The 15,963-nt window shown below is 63.8% G+C and carries 19 protein-coding genes; 11 read left to right on the top strand and 8 right to left on the bottom strand.

The window, feature by feature from the left end:
• Positions 1–165: 165 nt before the first annotated feature.
• The 5 genes from HV675_RS00785 to HV675_RS00765 are packed head-to-tail and all read left to right on the top strand — an operon-like array spanning position 166 to position 3,433.
• Positions 166–912 carry an SDR family oxidoreductase gene (locus tag HV675_RS00785; RefSeq protein WP_175108827.1) on the top strand — a complete coding sequence of 249 codons (747 nt, stop codon included), beginning with the start codon at positions 166–168 and terminating at the stop codon, positions 910–912.
• Positions 913–964: 52 nt separating this feature from the next.
• Positions 965–1,123, top strand: coding sequence for a hypothetical protein (locus tag HV675_RS00780; RefSeq protein WP_175108826.1), 159 nt, complete (start codon positions 965–967; stop codon positions 1,121–1,123).
• A gap of 22 nt (positions 1,124–1,145) precedes the next feature.
• Entirely contained in the window at positions 1,146–2,306 is a 1,161-nt protein-coding gene (locus tag HV675_RS00775; protein WP_175108825.1) for a winged helix-turn-helix domain-containing protein, read from the top strand.
• A gap of 10 nt (positions 2,307–2,316) precedes the next feature.
• On the top strand, positions 2,317–2,451 hold the full coding sequence (locus HV675_RS00770; RefSeq protein ID WP_377700761.1) for a hypothetical protein: 135 nt from the start codon (positions 2,317–2,319) through the stop codon (positions 2,449–2,451).
• A gap of 46 nt (positions 2,452–2,497) precedes the next feature.
• Positions 2,498–3,433: a LysR family transcriptional regulator gene (locus HV675_RS00765; protein WP_175108824.1), complete on the top strand. Its 936-nt coding sequence runs from the start codon at positions 2,498–2,500 to the stop codon at positions 3,431–3,433.
• Positions 3,434–3,573: 140 nt separating this feature from the next.
• Here the strand turns inward: HV675_RS00765 and HV675_RS00760 are convergent, their stop codons facing one another.
• The 3 genes from HV675_RS00760 to HV675_RS32720 all read right to left on the bottom strand — a co-directional run bounded on the left by HV675_RS00760 (position 3,574) and on the right by HV675_RS32720 (position 5,685).
• Positions 3,574–4,329: a hypothetical protein gene (locus tag HV675_RS00760; RefSeq protein WP_175108823.1), complete on the bottom strand. Its 756-nt coding sequence runs from the start codon at positions 4,327–4,329 to the stop codon at positions 3,574–3,576.
• Between the two features lie 203 nt (positions 4,330–4,532).
• Positions 4,533–5,447, bottom strand: coding sequence for a transcriptional regulator GcvA (gcvA, locus tag HV675_RS00755; RefSeq protein ID WP_175108822.1), 915 nt, complete (start codon positions 5,445–5,447; stop codon positions 4,533–4,535).
• Between the two features lie 109 nt (positions 5,448–5,556).
• On the bottom strand, positions 5,557–5,685 hold the full coding sequence (locus HV675_RS32720; RefSeq protein WP_281364001.1) for a hypothetical protein: 129 nt from the start codon (positions 5,683–5,685) through the stop codon (positions 5,557–5,559).
• A gap of 262 nt (positions 5,686–5,947) precedes the next feature.
• On the opposite strand from HV675_RS32720, the gene HV675_RS00750 reads away from it, so the two are divergent.
• Positions 5,948–6,475, top strand: a complete 528-nt coding sequence (locus HV675_RS00750) for a VirK family protein (protein WP_175108821.1) — start codon at positions 5,948–5,950, stop codon at positions 6,473–6,475.
• Between the two features lie 93 nt (positions 6,476–6,568).
• On the opposite strand, the gene HV675_RS00745 is transcribed toward HV675_RS00750, so the two are convergent.
• Positions 6,569–7,591 (bottom strand): zinc-binding alcohol dehydrogenase family protein, encoded by a 1,023-nt coding sequence (locus tag HV675_RS00745; RefSeq protein ID WP_175108820.1) that lies wholly within the window; start codon positions 7,589–7,591, stop codon positions 6,569–6,571.
• A gap of 295 nt (positions 7,592–7,886) precedes the next feature.
• Positions 7,887–8,327 carry a hypothetical protein gene (locus HV675_RS00740; RefSeq protein ID WP_246270032.1) on the bottom strand — a complete coding sequence of 147 codons (441 nt, stop codon included), beginning with the start codon at positions 8,325–8,327 and terminating at the stop codon, positions 7,887–7,889.
• A 224-nt stretch (positions 8,328–8,551) separates the two neighbouring features.
• Here HV675_RS00740 and HV675_RS00735 point away from each other — a divergent pair, with 224 nt between their 5' ends.
• The 3 genes from HV675_RS00735 (at position 8,552) to HV675_RS00725 (ending at position 11,020) form a co-directional block, all read left to right on the top strand.
• Positions 8,552–9,910, top strand: a complete 1,359-nt coding sequence (locus tag HV675_RS00735; RefSeq protein ID WP_175108819.1) for an FAD-dependent oxidoreductase — start codon at positions 8,552–8,554, stop codon at positions 9,908–9,910.
• A 313-nt stretch (positions 9,911–10,223) separates the two neighbouring features.
• A complete protein-coding gene (locus HV675_RS00730) occupies positions 10,224–10,562 on the top strand; it encodes a DUF4148 domain-containing protein (protein ID WP_175108818.1) in 339 nt (112 codons plus the stop codon).
• Positions 10,563–10,639: 77 nt separating this feature from the next.
• A complete protein-coding gene (locus HV675_RS00725; protein WP_175108817.1) occupies positions 10,640–11,020 on the top strand; it encodes a DUF4148 domain-containing protein in 381 nt (126 codons plus the stop codon).
• A 162-nt stretch (positions 11,021–11,182) separates the two neighbouring features.
• On the opposite strand, the gene HV675_RS00720 is transcribed toward HV675_RS00725, so the two are convergent.
• The 3 genes from HV675_RS00720 to HV675_RS00710 all read right to left on the bottom strand — a co-directional run bounded on the left by HV675_RS00720 (position 11,183) and on the right by HV675_RS00710 (position 13,762).
• Positions 11,183–12,514, bottom strand: a complete 1,332-nt coding sequence (locus tag HV675_RS00720; protein WP_246270031.1) for an ATP-binding protein — start codon at positions 12,512–12,514, stop codon at positions 11,183–11,185.
• Positions 12,511–13,251 carry a response regulator gene (locus HV675_RS00715; RefSeq protein WP_175108816.1) on the bottom strand — a complete coding sequence of 247 codons (741 nt, stop codon included), beginning with the start codon at positions 13,249–13,251 and terminating at the stop codon, positions 12,511–12,513. The genes HV675_RS00720 and HV675_RS00715 overlap by 4 nt, the downstream gene beginning before the upstream one ends.
• 127 nt (positions 13,252–13,378) lie before the next feature.
• On the bottom strand, positions 13,379–13,762 hold the full coding sequence (locus tag HV675_RS00710; RefSeq protein WP_377700760.1) for a GFA family protein: 384 nt from the start codon (positions 13,760–13,762) through the stop codon (positions 13,379–13,381).
• 310 nt (positions 13,763–14,072) lie between these two features.
• Here HV675_RS00710 and HV675_RS00705 point away from each other — a divergent pair, with 310 nt between their 5' ends.
• Both HV675_RS00705 and HV675_RS00700 read left to right on the top strand, forming a co-directional pair.
• The gene (locus HV675_RS00705) at positions 14,073–15,101 is read left to right on the top strand and encodes an LLM class flavin-dependent oxidoreductase (RefSeq protein WP_175108814.1); all 1,029 of its coding nucleotides are present in this window, start codon (positions 14,073–14,075) and stop codon (positions 15,099–15,101) included.
• Between the two features lie 174 nt (positions 15,102–15,275).
• On the top strand, positions 15,276–15,854 hold the full coding sequence (locus tag HV675_RS00700; RefSeq protein ID WP_175108813.1) for a TetR/AcrR family transcriptional regulator: 579 nt from the start codon (positions 15,276–15,278) through the stop codon (positions 15,852–15,854).
• Positions 15,855–15,963 lie beyond the last annotated feature (109 nt).

Below are 15,963 nucleotides of genomic sequence, written 5' to 3'. Positions count from 1 at the left end.
TCAACGTGAGACGACCGTGCGCGCGTCGCGTTCCCGGCGGAAAAGGTTTTCTATCGCAGCCGCTGACTTCTTCTCGTTTGCGACTATCGCTCGCAAAACCGATAGTGCTCTCCATCGAAAGCGCATTTGACTTTCTCTTCTCCCCTCAACTGATGGAGCAGCAAAATGAAGCTCAAGGACAAAGTCGTTCTGATCACCGGCGGCACGTCGGGTATCGGGCTGGAAGCCGCGAAGCTGTTCAAGGCTGAAGGCGCGCATGTGGTGGTGGTCGGTACGAATCTCGCGCGGCTCGACAACGCGGCGCACGAACTCGGCCGCGGCGCGCTCACGGTTCGCGCGGACTTGCGCAACCCGCAGGATATCGACGCGGCGATCGCGCAGGCCGTCGCGCGGCACGGGCGTATCGATATCGTCTATGCGAACGCGGGCGCCGCGACAGTGACGCCGTTCGACGCGGTCAGCGACGCACAGATCGACGCGGAGTTCGCGCTGAATTTCAAGGGCCTTTTCTTCACTGTGCAGAAGGCCGCGCCATATCTGGGCGCGGGCAGCGCAATCGTGGTCACCACGTCGTTTCTCAACGAGGTCGGCGCGCCCGGGCTATCGATTCTGTCCGCCACCAAGGCCGCGGTGCGATCGCTGGTCCGCTCGCTGGCGGCGGAACTTGCGCCGCGCGGCATCCGCGTGAATGCGGTGAGCCCAGGGCCGATCGCGACGCCGTTTCACGGCAAGCTCGGCCTGTCCGACGAGCAATTGTCGCAAAGCGCTGCGGCGTTGCAGGAGCGCGTGCCGCTCAAGCGGCTCGGCAATGCGTCGGAAGTCGCGAAAGCGGCGCTGTTCCTCGCTAGCGACGACGCGTCGTATGTGACCGGCGCCGAGCTGGTTGTCGATGGCGGGTTGACGCAGATTTAGCACGCCGTTGCAGATGCAACGAAGCGGGGCGCGACTGAACGCGGCCCGTGTATTGGATGCGACGCACTGCAGCGCGACACCGCTGCTGTTGCTGGTGACGCTGCCACTGCTGTTGCCACTGCTGTTGCCGCCGTCGCGCCTTGCGCGCGGCGGCGGCGTTTTGCGTAAAATCGTCATGCTGATCAATATCGATCGACCGGTAGTCATTTAACCCGAATCGCCCGCAAATGCTCATGCCGCGCCCGTCCGCATCCGCTTCCCCTGTTTCGATCACGCAAACCGAAGCACGGCATCTCTGGCTGCGCGCGCAGCGGCTCGATACGCCCGAGCCGTTCGGCGCCGACGCGAGCGCGACGCTCGCCGCGATCGAGCATCTCGGGTATGTGCAGATCGACACGATCAACGTGATCGAACGCTGCCATCATCATATTCTGTGGAGCCGCATTCCCGCGTACCGGCGCGAGCATCTGCACCATGCGCAAAGCGTCGACAAGACCGTCTTCGAGTACTGGACACACGCGCTCTCCTACGTGCCGACCCGCGATTTGAAGTACTACCTCGCCGACATGAAGCTGCATCAGACCGCGCCGAAAGCCTGGTACGATTCGGTCACGCCGGCCGATCTGCGCAAGATCGTCACGCGTATCCGCAAGCACGGCGCGCTGTCGATCCGCGATATCGACGACGATATCCCGGTCGAAAAAGATCATCCGTGGGCGAGCCGCAAGCCTTCGAAGCGCGCGTTGCAACTGGCGTTCTATATCGGCAAGCTGACCATCAGCGAGCGCTCGGGCATGCTGAAAACGTACGAGCTGATGGAACGGCATTTCAACTGGGAACGGCCGCCGCGGCGCGCAACCGAAAAAGAGACCACCGACTATCTGCTCGACCGCGCGTTGCGTTCGCAAGGCGTGGTCAGCCTCGACTCCGCGTGTCATCTGAACGCGAAACGCAAACCGCTGGTGCGCGCCGCCATCGACATGCGCGTGAAGAAAGGGCTGCTGGTGCCCGTCACGATTGAAGGCGCGGGGAAAGCCGCGCATTGGGCCGAACCGCAAACCCTGGCCGAGCGGCCCGTGCAGGCGCAAGGCGTGCATATCCTGTCGCCGTTCGATCCGCTGATCATCCAGCGCAAGCGGCTGCATCTGCTGTTCGGCTACGAGCATCGCTTCGAAGCGTATGTGCCGAAGGAAAAGCGCGTGTACGGCTACTTTGCGTTGCCGGTGCTCGTCGATGGCGAGATTGTCGCGGCAATCGACCTGAAGGCGGACCGCGAGCGCCGCGCACTGCACATCCAGCAATGGAACTGGATCGGCACGCGCAAGCGCCAGGGCCTGAAGGCCGCCATCGAAAGCCGGCTGCACGACTTCGAGCAGTTCCAGTTCGCGTCGTGACGCGCCCGCTGTGCGCTCGCGGCTAACGCGTGCACTGTTCGCATTCCCCGATATCGTCGACGCGGTGCTTTACCTGACCGATGCGCAATTCACGACCGGCGCGGTGTTGACCGTGGATGGCGGCGCCGCCGCGGGCAAGTGGTAAGCTCGGCTACCTGCTGTACGCGTCGGCTTAGCCCCTGGCCTCTTCCATGCAACGACAATTCGACGACCTTCTGCTGGGCAGTATCGAACTCTTTTGCCTCGCCGCGGAACTGGGCAGTTTCACGCTCGCCGCGACCGCCGCGAGCGTCACGCCCGCGGCCGTCAGCCGCTCGATCGCGCGGCTCGAGGAACGGCTCGGCGTGCGGCTTTTCGTGCGCACGACGCGCCAGATCCGCCTGACCGACGCAGGCCGCATCTATTTCGAGCAATGCCGCGCGGCACTGAGCCAGCTGGTGGACGCCGAGCGCGAAGTGACCGGCCAGCAGACCACGCCGAGCGGCCTGTTGCGCATCAGCATGCCGACGCCGTATGGGCATTGCCGCGTGCTGCCGGTGCTCGCCGAGTTTCGCGAGCGCTACCCGAACGTGCAGATCCAGGCGCATCTGAGCAACCGCAATATCGACTTCGCGGACGAAGCGTTCGACCTCGCGATTCGCGGCCGGGCGCCGGTCGACTCGAACCTGATTGCACGCAAGCTCGAAGATGCCGAACTCGTGATCGTCGCGTCGCCCGCATATCTGAAACGCGCGGGCACCCCGCGATCGATCGAAGAACTGCAGATGCACGACTGCATCCAGTTCGAACTGCCAAGCAGCGGCCGGCCGGTACCGTGGATTTTCAACGACAACGGCGAAGAACTCGAACTGGTGCCGCACGGCGGTTGCAGCGCGTCGGGCGACGTGCTTGCCGGCGCGACCCTCGCGCGCCATCATGCCGGCCTCTTTCAGACGTACCGGTTCGTCGTCGAGGACGATCTGCGCGAAGGACGGCTCGTCGAAGTGATGAAGGACAAGGGCGGCCGCTCGCGGCCGTTCATTCTGCTGTATCCGCACGCGCGGCACCTGTCGTCGCGGGTGCGCGCGTTTGTCGACTTTCTGGTGGAAAAGTTTGCGGGACGCCCGGCGCAAGGCGCTTCGTCGTGATCGTGCGACGGGGGCGTCAGCCGGACTGCGAGTCGCGAGCCGGCCCCGGCTGAACGAGCGGCTAAACACGCGGCTGAATGTGCGGCTAATGGAGAGGCTGACCGCGCGGCTAACTGCGCAGTTGCACCAATAGCGCAGCGTTACTTCGACAACCGCAGCTTCGTCGACAACACGGTACCGTCGCTCATATCGACCAGCCACACTTCGTCGACCTCCGCGTGCAACGTGGAGGTGCGCGTGGTGATGTCGGTCGGCTCCTCGTCGGTCGGTTCCTCATGAACACGGCGGTCGGACATATACGGCGGCACCAGGTGGCACACCAGCGCGATCGCGAAATCGCCATTTGCCGCCGCGAACGCCTGCTGCGACAGCTTCAGCCGGCCGCGCGCGTTGGTCCGTTTGCCGGGCTCTTCAAGCTCGATCCGGTCGACATACTGCACATAGCCCTTCGCCTTCGCATCGGGCGCGATCACGAGACGCCGGCCGCTCGAGCCGGTGACCGATTTCTTCAGCACAATGTAGCCCGGGCGTTCGTCGTCCGCGAGCGGCACGTCGACTTTCAGCAGATGCGACTGTGCGCGATAAAGAATGCCGAGCGGCGCGTCGACGACGAACACGAAGTTGCGCGATTGCGGGTCGACACCGGACGCCGCCATACCGGTTGAAGCGCTATGCGACGCGCCGCGCGGAAGCCCGGCGACCAGCTCGCGCAGCCGGCTCGTGAGCGTCGGCTTGCCGGCTTCTTCCGGCTTGCCGGCAAGCGCCGCGCGCACGGCGACGGGGTCGTCGCTGTGAAATGCGGCGGCCGGCTTCTGCTGCGCGGCGACGCTGCTTGCGTAAAACAGCAGCGTGAGCGCGAGCGCCGCGACGCGAGTCCATGGCCGTACGATGATCATCCGCTGCACAACGCCCCCCGTCCGTATTCGTTTGTTATGACCCAAGACGCGCCACGCGGTCGCCAGATGCGGACCGCCGCGGCGGCGACCGGCGCGCAAGGCGCCCCCGCGGCCGTCGACCGATCCGACGGCGCCCGCGCGCAGCGCACAGTCTATTGGAAGCACGCCGCCTGCGCACGACAGACGCGGCAACCGCGCGCCGGCTAGCGGATGCCGGCCTCGTCGATCAGCCACTCCTTGAACGCGACGATCGGCGGCTCCCCCGCTGTTTCTTTCCGATGCACTACATAGTAGGCCAGCTCGCAGCTCTGCGCGTCGCCGAACGGCCGCACGAGACGTCCTTCGGCGAGATCCCGCTCGACCAGCGTGGTGCGGCCGAGCGCGACGCCCAGCCCCGAGATCGCCGTCTGCAGCGCCGCCGCCGAATCGTTGATCTGCAAGCCGCGATCGCAATCGACCAGCTCCGGCAGCCCCGACCATCGCAGCCACGACCGCCAGGTCGGAAACACCGGCGCGGCACGCATCGACGTGTCGTGAATCAGCGCGTGAAAACACAGGTCTTGCGGGGTGCGCAGCGGATGCTCGCCCGTGAGCAGCGCCGGGCTGCAAACCGGAAAGTATTCGTCGCGCAACAGGAAAGTCGCATCGAGATCCGGCCAATGGCCCGCGCCATAGCGAATGCCCGCGTCGACCCGCTCCGCCGCGAAATCGACCAGCTGACCGTTCGTGTCGATGCGCAGCTCGTAGTACGGGTGACGTTGCTGGAAGCGTTCGACGCGCTGCAGAAACCACTTGTGCGCAAACGCGGGCGGCACCGTCACCGTAATCGCAATGCGCGCCTTGCTCGCCTTCAACCGTTCGACCGCGGTCGACAACAGATCGAAGCCGGCCTGCAAGTCGGGAATCACCGCGCGCGCCGCATCGGTCAGCATCAGCCGCGACGGCCCGGACGGCGCACGATGGAACAGCTCGACGTCGAGCGTCTCTTCGAGCCCACGAATCAATTGCCCGACCGCCGCGGGCGTTACGTGCAATTCGTCCGCGGCGCCGACGTAGCTCAGGTGGCGCGCCACGGCTTCGAAGGCTCGCAGCGCATTCAGGTGTTGAGGTGCGCGCATGCGAAGGAGGAAGTCCTGTTGTGCAGAAGCGCTTCATGTTGGCAGTCCGCCCGCGCCGCGTCAATCACGCCCGGGCGGCACGCGACACGCGGCGCGCCCGGCAGCTTGCTTACTGGATGCAGATCTGGTCGAGCGCGACGGTGCGCCTGTACACGTTCTTGTTCAGCCACGGCACGAACGTGTACTCGTCGTAGGCGTTGGAGCCGATATAGATCCAGTGATGCAGCGCGTTCAACATGACAGCTCCCCACTTGCAGGTCCGGATATCAGGCCCGATGAGTCCAGCTTAGACATCGTCTGCGCGCCTAACCATTGTCGTTGAGTGTCATCCGATCGTTCATGTGCATAGCCAATGCATACGCGCGTATAGGCGGGTCATGCCATGGTTGCGCAATCTGCGGTGGCATGTCGCGAAGGAATAAACCTGTGGGTGCGCGTGTTCAACGAAGTCGACACCGCCGTATTCCACTTCTTTCGCTTTACCACTCACGAGGGCGTTCATGATGATCCGTCGACCGGCTGCACAACGAAACCCGAGTAACCGGCAATCCACTCCATTGCCCGCTTGCGCCCGCGCTGCGGGCATCGCGCTCGTCGCCGCGCTCGCGATCTTTGGGGAAACCGCGCACGCCGCCAGCGTCGACGGCGCGCTCGCTGACTACACGGCGCTTGAAAATGCGTTGTCGGACGGACGCACGGTCAGCGTGAGAATCGACATGAACCACTGTACCGCCGCCGACAGCGGCAAGCCGGGCCCGGCGTTTCGCGGCGGACTGCGCATCGACTCCTGGCTGATTCCGGACGGCCGCTATATCGCGTTTATCGACGTACACCGGACGCTGGACCCGAAGAACCGCCCGGTCACCGAATACGTCCGCTATCACGTGATGCCGGACAACACAGCGACCATCGACACCGCATTCGCACCCGACGGCGCCGATACCGCCACGCCGCGCGGCGCATATCGATGCGCAATCAACCAGGGGATTCGCTTCGTCGCGACTGCGGCGGCATCGGCATCGCGCTGAGTGCGATTGTCGCGCCGGGCGCGATTGCTTTAGCGAACTGACTTGCGTCGCCGCTTCGTTGCACGCGCAACGAAGCGGCGAGGGCGTGTAATGTTACTGACCGAACCCTTCGAGCACGATCTTTCCCTTCGCACGATGGCTTTCGAGCAGCTGATGCGCGCGCCGCAGATTCTCCGCGTTGATCTTGCCGAAATGCTCGCCGGTGGTGGCCTTCAGCATGCCGCTGTCGACCAGGTCCGCAACGTTGCAGAGAATGTCGTGTTGCCGGATCACGTCGGGCGTGTCGAAAATCGAGCGCGTGTACATCAGTTCCCAATGCAGCGAGGCGCTCTTGCGCTTGAGCAGCCGCACGTCGATCATCTCCGGGTCGTCGATCAGGCCGAGCCGGCCCTGCGGCGCGAGCGCCTCGACGATCTGCGCGAAATGCTGGTCGGTATGCGTGAGCGACGCGACATATTGCGCTTCGCGAATGCCGATGCGCGCCATTTCCGCGGCGAGCGGCTTCGCGTGGTCGATCACATGATGCGCGCCGAGATCCTTCACCCACTGCTGCGTGGCGGGACGCGACGCGGTGCCGATCACAGTCAGCCCCGTCAGCTTGCGCGCGAGCTGAACCATGATCGAACCGACGCCACCCGCCGCGCCGACGATCAGCAACGCGCCGCCGCGGGCCGTATCGCCGAGGGTCGGCACCTGCAGCCGGTCGAACAGCATTTCCCACGCGGTCACCGCGGTGAGCGGCAGCGACGCGGCCGAAGCGAAGTCGACACTCGCCGGCATGCGCCCGACGATGCGCTCATCGACCGCATGCAACTCGCTATTGGTGCCCGGGCGCATCAACGTGCCTGCATACCAGACGCGATCGCCCGGCTTGAACAGCGTGACCTTCGGCCCGACGCTGCGCACGACGCCCGCCGCATCCCAGCCGAGCACGACCGGCACATCGCCTTCGGCCTTGCGGCTCTTGCGCACTTTGGTATCGACCGGGTTCACGGACACCGCGCGGACCTCGACGATCAGGTCGCGCTCGGCGGGCTTCGGCTCCGGTAATTCGAGGTCGATCAGCGCATTGGGATCGGTAATGGCGAGGGGCTGGTGATAACCGACTGCTTTCATTGTGGTTCTCCGGAATTCAGGTTGTCTTTCGTTCGTGGCGCGCGGACGGTGCGGTCCGTGCGCGGGTGCGGAAGGCCGGCGCACGGGGTAGAACACCGTCGCGCAGGTTTCACATGCGGCAGTCCGCCATCCGCGCCGACCGACAGCCTGTCAGCGTGCGCGATGCCCGTCAAGGCAGACCCAGCGCCGATCAGGGTCAATTCCGGTCATCGTCGGATGCGGCCCCGGCCGCCGGTTGCAGTATGAACGACCGGGTGAGCGGACGTACCGGATGCGAAGCGGCTTCGCTTTGGCGCTAGCGTTTTCCTGCGTAATTCGCCGGATTGGTATCGACGCGCGAGATGCTGCGGATTTCGTCGTGATCGACGAGCTCAGCCAGTTCGGCCTCCAGCGGATCGGCAATCCGCCCTTCATAGACTGCTTCGTCTTCGACATACACGACAAAGGTTTCGAGGTATTTCGGCTTCTTTTCGGGGTTTCCGATCGAGTCGCGCGTCCACTCGTACAGCGGATATTGCTCCGGCCCGAGGCGCTCGGCCTCATCCACGTATTCGGCGAACACATCGTACTGACACAGCGCCGACGCGCGATGCCGGCGCAGCACGTCATGCAGCGCAACGTGCGCCGCGCAGGACGGGTCGCCGCGCAACATCGAACCCAGTTGCGCAGACACGATCACCCGCAATTGAAACTTCCAGTTACCTTCCATATTCGCCTCGTACGCCCCACCGTTCATCGGTGATATCCCGATGTAAGCAAACCATTCTATCCGACGTATCCGATCGACGTTGCGCGCGAACGTTCATTGCACGGCATTTCTTTCACATACATGACAATAAATAGGATGCCGTAGCACATCCGGCCGCGCGTGCACGCGGAATAACCCTGCGCGATGGGTGTTACAACCCTGAGCGGATCGGCCTCCATTTTGCTGATCGGCCCATTCTCCAGGGAGCCGGAATGAAACATCGTTTGAAGGATCAACGTGCGGTCGTCATCGGCGCGGGTATCGGCGGATTGTCCATGGCAGCGGCCCTCGCGCGCCATTTTGGGCAGGTCGTCGTGCTCGAGCGCGATCCGCTGCCGGCCGACGTGCGTCCAAGACCGGGCGTCCCGCAAGGCAGGCATCTTCACGGGCTGCTTGCCGGCGGTTCGGCTGCGCTCGCCGAACTGTTCCCCGGACTCCATACGCACCTTCTGGCGGCCGGTGCGCAGACGTCGGATGCCGGCGCAGATGCGCACTTCGAAGTGGGAGGCATGCCTGCGTTGCCTCGCCGCAAACTGGGCGTGCACACCTTCCTGCTTTCCAGACCCATGCTCGAAGCCGTGTTGCGCGAGCAACTGGCCAAGCGCGACAACATTCAGCTGCGCGATGCGAGCCGCGTGATCGAAATCGTTGCGGATGAGAACGGTCGCGCAATCGGTGCATGCCTTGAAACGCGCGAAGGCAGACACGAGACGGTCGACGCGAGCCTCGTGATCGACGCATCGGGACGCGGCATGCCCACGCTTTCGTTCCTGAAGGCCACCGGCCGCCCGATGCCCGAGGAAACCGTGATCGGCGCCGACGTCGCCTATGCGTCCACGCTTTATACGTTTCCACACGGCGCCGCACCCGGCTTCAAAATCGGGGTCACGATCGGCAAGGCGCCCGAGGACGGCCGCAGCGGCTACCTGACGATGCGCGAAAACGGTCTCTGGGACCTGGTGCTGGCCAGCCGCAACGGCGATATGCCGCCCGTCGACGAGCCGGCGTTTCTTGCATTCGCCGACAGTCTGCCGACCCGCACGCTGGCCGACGCGCTGCGTAAAGGCCAGCGGGAAACGCCGGTGATCCGCTTTGGCTACCCGGAAAGCCGCCGCCGGCACTTCGCGCGCCTCCCCGATTTTCCGGCCGGTTTGCTGCCGGTCGGCGACGCCGTTTGCAACATCAACCCGGTGTTCGGCCAGGGCATGACGATTGCGGCCAAAGAGGCCGTGCTGCTCGACGGCCTGCTCGCCGCATCGAACGGCGACGCGCAAGCGCTCGACGGACTTGGCCCGCAATTTCTGGAAGGCATCGAAAAATTGGCGAATTCGCCGTGGACGACCGCCGCCGCGCTCGACCTCGCTTATCCGAAAACGCGCGGCGAGCGCATTCCGGATATCCAGCAACGGCTCGATTATCAGGCCGCGATCACCCAGCTCGCGGTCGAGGACGCCGATGTGCATCGATTGATGGTCGAAGTCCGGCACATGCTCAAACCGGGCAATCTGCTGCACACGCCGGAGTTCCAGCAGCGTGTCGAGGCGCTGCAAAAGCAGACCGCCTCTTCGTAGTGTTGACAGGCCTCGCGGCGCGCAGGCGGAAGACCGCGCGCGCCGCGGCGCCTCGCTGCGCTGATGCGAAATGTATTTAGTTGAAAAAAACGGGAATAAAGAACGGTTTCGCCCTGTTCGTCACTACGTAGCACACAGCAGTCAGATGCTTGAAGTGCAGTCGGGAATAAATTCAGACGATACGGTGTTTTGCTCTTCGTAACGTCTTGCGCAAGTGCTACGGCGCAATCGGAATAGGTGGAATAAACCGCTAACCCGCCGTGTTCGCCTCGATGAAACGGCAAATCTTTTTCAAACTAATTAGGAATTCGAAATGAACACGAAAATGCTTATCGGCCTTTCACTGATCGCCTTCACGTCGTTCGGCATCGTCAACAGTGCGTCGGCTGCGGAAAAGACGCGCGCCGAAGTGCGCCAGGAACTGATCGAAGCGCAGAACAACGGCTCGCGCTTTGTTACCGACGCGTCTTACCCGCAGGTCAGCCCGATCTTCGCGCAGCAGGTCGCAAACATGCAGCAACGCAACGACAGCGGTGTCGGCGCCGGCATGAGCGGCACGAGCCAGTCGGGCCGGCGCGTCGCCAGCACGCCGGCGGCTGATGGAACGTGCGTCGGCCCGGTCAGCTTCTGCCAGACGTACTTCGGCAGCTAACCGGCCGCCCGTCTGAATCCGGCGGCGCCGCTGCGCGTCGCGCAATAACGGCTCACCCCATTTATAGGAACCTCATCATGAAAACGCTCGCCACCCTCCTCGTCGCCGCCGCTGCAGTTACCGTTCCTGTGCTCAGCTTCGCGCAAAGCGCGAATCAAGGCCTCACCCGTGCACAAGTGCGCGCCGAGCTGGTGCAGCTCGAACAGTCCGGCTCCAACCCTTACGCCGCCGGCGACGCGCAATATCCGGCGGCCTTTCAGGTTGCCGAAGCAAACGTCGCTGCTGAACAAGGTGCGGCGAATCCGGCAAGCGCGGCTAACGCTGCTCAGGCTGCCGACTCCGTTGGCGGCATGTCCGAATACGGCAGAACGGATTCCGGCAAGCCGGTCACGCATGCGAAGCCCGCGCAGCAATGTGTCGGACCGGTCAGCTTCTGCAATATCTACTTCGGCAGCTAACGTGCGTGGCCTCACAGCGAGGCTTTGCATCGACCCGAGAATGCACGGCCATTCATTGCGCGCCATGCCTGCAAGCCCGAGCGGCTGCAGGCATGATCGTTTGATGCAGGCGCGTCAGCGCGCGTAGCAGAAGGCGCGTCCGTTGCCCGTTTCCCGCCCCGTTCATGCAGGTTTCGCCTGGTGCGGCCTTTCAAGCACCAGTCGGGCTTCGAGCCCGCCGCCGGCGCGGTTCTTCAGTTCGAGCGTCGCATTCATTGCGAGCGCGAGCTGTTTCGCGATCGCCAGACCGAGTCCGCTGCCGCCCGTGCGCTGGCCCGCCGCGTCGAGCCGGAAAAACGGCTGAAACACCGCTTCGAGTTGATCCTGCGGAATGCCGGGGCCGCGATCGAGCACGCTGATCGAAATGCGATTGTCCTTCGACACTTCGGTCTGCAGTTCTCCGGCGCCGGAAAACTTGACAGCGTTGTCAAGCAGGTTCGCCAGAATGCGACGCAACGCAACCGGCCGCGTGACGATCGGCATACCGATCCAACCCGAGAACGTCACGTTCGCACCGGCATCTTCATAATCGGAAACGAGGCTTTCGAGCAACGCGTCCGGATCGATGCGGCGCGGCGCCTCCGCCGCGCCGTGCAGCGTGCGCCCGTACGCGACGCCTTCGCGCACCAGCGCTTCCATCTCGGTCAGATCCTGCTGGAACTTGATGCGCTCGCCTTCATCGTCGAGCAGGTCGGTGCGAATCCGCATGCGCGTGATCGGCGTTTGCAGGTCATGCGAAATGGCCGCGAGTATCTGGATGCGCTCTTTCATGTACTGACGGATGCGGTCCTGCATCGCGTTGAATGCCCTGGCGGCGTGCGCCACTTCAGCCGGCCCGCTTTCCGGCAGCCGTGTCGCGGTCATGTCCGGGCCGAGCGTGTCGGCGGCCTTCGCGAGCTGGTTCAGCGGCCGCGTGGCAAGGCGCACCGCAAACCATGCGCTGATCGCGATCACCACGAGCTGCACGCCGAGCACCACCGGCAGCCAGTACGACAGCGGCATCCGTGCGACCGGCTGGATATCGATGGTGAGCGGAGAACCGTCGCTCAAGCGCAGATGCGCCTGCAAATGTTCGCGCGTATCGGGCACTGCGTTGACCGACACCGGAAAACGCTCGCCGATGCTGCGCTCGATCGCGGCGCCGACCTCTTCGGACAGCTTCCTGTCCGGCGGCATACCGCCCACGCCCGGGCCGAGCAGAAAGCTGTAGTTGCGGCGCACCAGCCGCGGCAGCCACTGCGGGCGCTCCGCTGCCGGTAGCCGGTCGAGCAGCGCGACCGCCGTCGACACTTCACGTTCGAGGTTGCTGATCATGAACGTGTACTGCACGTCATTGCGCTCGGACATCGTCGCCCAGAACGCAAGAAACTGCGCAACGGCGAGGCCCGCGAAAAAGATCAGGGTCAGGCGCAGGAACAATGTGCGCGGACCTCTGAACAGGGTTGATACCTTCACTGGTTGCCTTCCTGCGGCACGACCGCAGCCGAGAACACGTAGCCTTCATTGCGCAGTGTCTTGATGTAGCGCGGGTCTTTCGCGCCGTCTTTGAGCCGCTGACGCAAGCGGCTGACGAGCAGGTCGATCGAGCGGTCGAACGGTTCGGTCTGCCGGCCTTGCGTGAGGTTCAACAACTGGTCGCGTGTCAGCACGCGCTGCGGATGATCGACGAACACACGCAGCAAGCGGTACTCGGCACCGCTCAATGCGACCATCGTCCCCTCGCTGTCGAGCAGATGGCGGCCTACCGTATCGAGCTTCCATTCGCCGAACACCAGAAACTGCGCCGATGCGGTGTGCTCGAAGCCCGGCGCGACCATCCGCGAGCGACGTAAGATCGCACGGATGCGCGCGAGCAGTTCGCGAACCGCAAACGGCTTGACGAGGTAATCGTCCGCGCCGACTTCGAGACCGACCACGCGGTCCGTTTCATCGCCAAGCGCCGTCAGCATCAGAATCGGAATCGTGCGCCATTGCCCGGCGCGCAGATCGCGGCACAGCGCGAGACCGTTTTCCCCCGGCAGCGTCACATCGAGCACGACGATGTCCGGCGGCTCGGAACCCAGCGCGGCCCACATCTCACGCCCGCCGGACGCCTTCGAAACCCGCACGCCATTTTTCTGCAGATAGGCGCCGATCAGTTCGCGAATCTCACGATCGTCATCGACGATCAGCACGTGCTCGACTTTTTCCATTTAGCCGCCCCGCCGCCTTTGCGCGGTTTCGTCTCCATTTCGGAGTACGCGCATGCGCAGTTCAACGGACGGACAAGTTCGGCCGCGGCCAGGCCGAAGATCAGGCAAAGCGCTGCAAAGATACGGTTCATGCGTCGTCAACCACGCTGAGGCTGGCACCGTCACTGACGGTCGCGTCGAGGGCATAGGGATCTACTCCGTGCAGACAGCCGATATTGGCGCGCCATCGACCCCGGTCCTTCCACGTTTGATGAAACGGATAAACACCGCAATGGCGGCAAAAGAAATGCCTCGCCACCCGTGTGTTGAACTGATAAACCGCGAGGTCGTCGCTACCGCTGATTATACGGAGATTGCTTCTGGCAAAAACTGGCGTCATCAGCGCGCCGCGGCGCCGGCACAGACTGCAATTGCAGCGCAGCGCGGGCGCGACGTCGGTATCGACCTCGAACCGGACCTTGCCGCAATGACATGATCCTTCATAGGTCGTGGTCGTCACGGGATGCTCCATCGGTTGGAATGCAGTGTCGCACGCGCGTCGCACCGCCCGATGTCGCAAGGTAGCGGATATGTATCTCAACGTACGGCGGGTGCGCGGCCGGGCCAATCTGTTTCCGCGGTACCCGGCATCGCCCGCTATTCACGCAAGCGTTGTCCGCGGGTAAGCAACCCCGTCCGCATGCGGGCATCGCACGCATCGCGTGCCGTCCGATTCGCGCCGCCGCATGATCGGTTCGCAAATGCGCACGCCGGCGCGTGCCGCGCGACTACATTCGCTGCAGTGCGCACCGGTTCGTGCGTTTTTTCTCAGGAGACGCGCGATGCGTAACCCGGTCCCCTTCTCCGTGCTCGACTTCTCGCTGATCCGTGCCGGCGAAACCGCCGCGCACGCGCTCAACCAGAGCGTCGAGATGGCCCGCGCGGCCGAAGCGCTCGGCTTCGCACGCTACTGGGTCGCCGAACATCACGGCGCGCAGACCGTCGCGAGCGCGGCGACGGCCGTCGTGATCGGTCATATAGCCGGACGCACGTCGACGATTCGCGTCGGCTCAGGCGGCGTGATGCTGCCGAATCACACGCCGCTCGTGATCGCGGAACAGTTCGGCACACTCGAATCGCTTTATCCTGGCCGTATCGATCTCGGCGTCGGCCGCGCGGCCGGCAGCGTCCATGACGATGTCGCCAAAGTGCTGCGTTCGACGCCGGAAGCACGCGAGCGCTTCCCGGATGATCTGCGCGAACTGCAGTCGCTGTTTCGCGAGCCCGAGCCCGGAAAACCGGTGTGCGCGGTGCCCGGCGCCGGGCTCGACGTGCCGATCTGGGTGCTCGCGTCATCGCCGTTTTCCGCGCAGCAAGGTGCGCAGCTCGGGCTGCCGCTTGCGTTTGCGACGCATATCGGCGCGGATGCGCGCGACACCGCGATCGCCGCGTATCGCGCGAATTTTCAGCCGTCGGCCGTGCTCGACAGGCCGTATGTGATGATTGCCGGCGTGGTAACCGCGGCGGATACCGAGGCAGACGCGCAGTTCCTGTTTTCGTCGCTGCAGCAACTGTCGCTTGGCCGTTTGCGCGGAACACCGATGATGCGCCTCGCACCGCCCGTCAGCCACTTCGACACGCTGACGAGCGACGACGAGCGCGCGCGTCTCGCCGTCGCCGTGCGCGCGGCAATTACCGGCTCCCCACAGCAAGTCGAGCAGAAGCTTGCGACGTTGATCGACGAAACCGATGCAGATGAAGTGATGGTGCTTTCGTTCATCCACGATCTCGACGCGCGGCGCCGTTCGCTTGAAATCATCGGCAAGGTTCGCGACAGCCTCAATGCGCGCCGCGCAGCCATCGCGCAATAGCAGCGTTTAACAGATCTATATGAAAGTTGTGCGAACAAGCATGCGTTTTCCCCGCAGTGCGCCGATCCCGTCGTGTGCCGCGCAACGCGCGCCGCGCATTCCCGACGCTTCACTTGACCCTGCACCCGCCTGCCCCTAGTATCGAGCGCTCGATCATCTCCGACAGCCAGTTGCATGGTGCGCGCCAAAGCCGTTGATAAACGTGAAGCGATTCTCGGTGCGGCCACCGTGGTATTTGCGGCCGGCGGCGTATGGTCCACTCCCACATCCGCTGTCTCGAAGGCAGCCGGCGTCGGCGAAGGCACGCTCTTCATCTACTTCGCAACCAAAGCCGATCTTGTCAATGCGCTCTATTGCGAACTGAAGGGCGAGCTTGCCAACGTCATACTGTCGTCATATCCGCGTGACGCCGACGACCGCCTGAAGATCCGCAGCATCTGGAACGAATACGTGAATTGGGGGGTCGACAATCCCGACAAGTTCAAGGTGCTCGCGCAGCTGAACGTATCGGATCATGTCACCGCGGAAAGCCGCTCTTTCGCGCAGCAGCAATACGTCGAGCTGGAACGGCTTGCGCAAGACTGCATCCGCCGCAAGGTCATCCGCAAGATGCCGGCGCAATTTCTCGGCACGATGCTCGCCACAATGGCCGAGACGACCATGCGCTTTGTCGCCTGTTTCGGCGTGAAGCCGGTCGACTACCGCTCGCTTGGCTTCGATATGTTCTGGAACAGCGTCGCCACGGCGAAGTAGCTGCTATCCCGCCTCAAGCAAAAAACAGATGAATTACCGCGTTCTCGCGCTAATAAATGACGACCAACATTTATTGAATAAATGTTGTCCGTCATCTAATATGCCAGAC

The sequence above is a fragment of the Paraburkholderia solisilvae genome, from assembly GCF_902859875.1.
GTDB classification, from domain to species: Bacteria; Pseudomonadota; Gammaproteobacteria; order Burkholderiales; family Burkholderiaceae; genus Paraburkholderia; species Paraburkholderia solisilvae.
The sequence above is the reverse complement of the archived record's forward strand: the minus strand, read 5'-3'. Positions and strand labels throughout refer to the sequence as shown.

Excerpts from the sequence above, each read along its gene's own strand:
- HV675_RS00725 (WP_175108817.1), top strand. The coding sequence starts at position 10,640 with ATGAAAACGCTCGCCACCCTCCTCGTCGCCGCCGCTGCAGTTACCGTT.
- HV675_RS00700 (WP_175108813.1), top strand. The coding sequence starts at position 15,276 with ATGGTGCGCGCCAAAGCCGTTGATAAACGTGAAGCGATTCTCGGTGCG.
- HV675_RS00735 (WP_175108819.1), top strand. The coding sequence starts at position 8,552 with ATGAAACATCGTTTGAAGGATCAACGTGCGGTCGTCATCGGCGCGGGT.
- HV675_RS00705 (WP_175108814.1), top strand. The coding sequence starts at position 14,073 with ATGCGTAACCCGGTCCCCTTCTCCGTGCTCGACTTCTCGCTGATCCGT.
- HV675_RS00765 (WP_175108824.1), top strand. The coding sequence starts at position 2,498 with ATGCAACGACAATTCGACGACCTTCTGCTGGGCAGTATCGAACTCTTT.
- HV675_RS00760 (WP_175108823.1), bottom strand. The coding sequence starts at position 4,329 with ATGATCATCGTACGGCCATGGACTCGCGTCGCGGCGCTCGCGCTCACG.
- HV675_RS00775 (WP_175108825.1), top strand. The coding sequence starts at position 1,146 with ATGCCGCGCCCGTCCGCATCCGCTTCCCCTGTTTCGATCACGCAAACC.
- HV675_RS00710 (WP_377700760.1), bottom strand. The coding sequence starts at position 13,762 with ATGGAGCATCCCGTGACGACCACGACCTATGAAGGATCATGTCATTGC.
- HV675_RS00740 (WP_246270032.1), bottom strand. The coding sequence starts at position 8,327 with ATGAACGGTGGGGCGTACGAGGCGAATATGGAAGGTAACTGGAAGTTT.
- HV675_RS00730 (WP_175108818.1), top strand. The coding sequence starts at position 10,224 with ATGAACACGAAAATGCTTATCGGCCTTTCACTGATCGCCTTCACGTCG.
- HV675_RS00715 (WP_175108816.1), bottom strand. The coding sequence starts at position 13,251 with ATGGAAAAAGTCGAGCACGTGCTGATCGTCGATGACGATCGTGAGATT.
- HV675_RS00785 (WP_175108827.1), top strand. The coding sequence starts at position 166 with ATGAAGCTCAAGGACAAAGTCGTTCTGATCACCGGCGGCACGTCGGGT.
- HV675_RS32720 (WP_281364001.1), bottom strand. The coding sequence starts at position 5,685 with ATGTTGAACGCGCTGCATCACTGGATCTATATCGGCTCCAACGCCTAC.
- gcvA (WP_175108822.1), bottom strand. The coding sequence starts at position 5,447 with ATGCGCGCACCTCAACACCTGAATGCGCTGCGAGCCTTCGAAGCCGTG.
- HV675_RS00745 (WP_175108820.1), bottom strand. The coding sequence starts at position 7,591 with ATGAAAGCAGTCGGTTATCACCAGCCCCTCGCCATTACCGATCCCAAT.
- HV675_RS00750 (WP_175108821.1), top strand. The coding sequence starts at position 5,948 with ATGATGATCCGTCGACCGGCTGCACAACGAAACCCGAGTAACCGGCAA.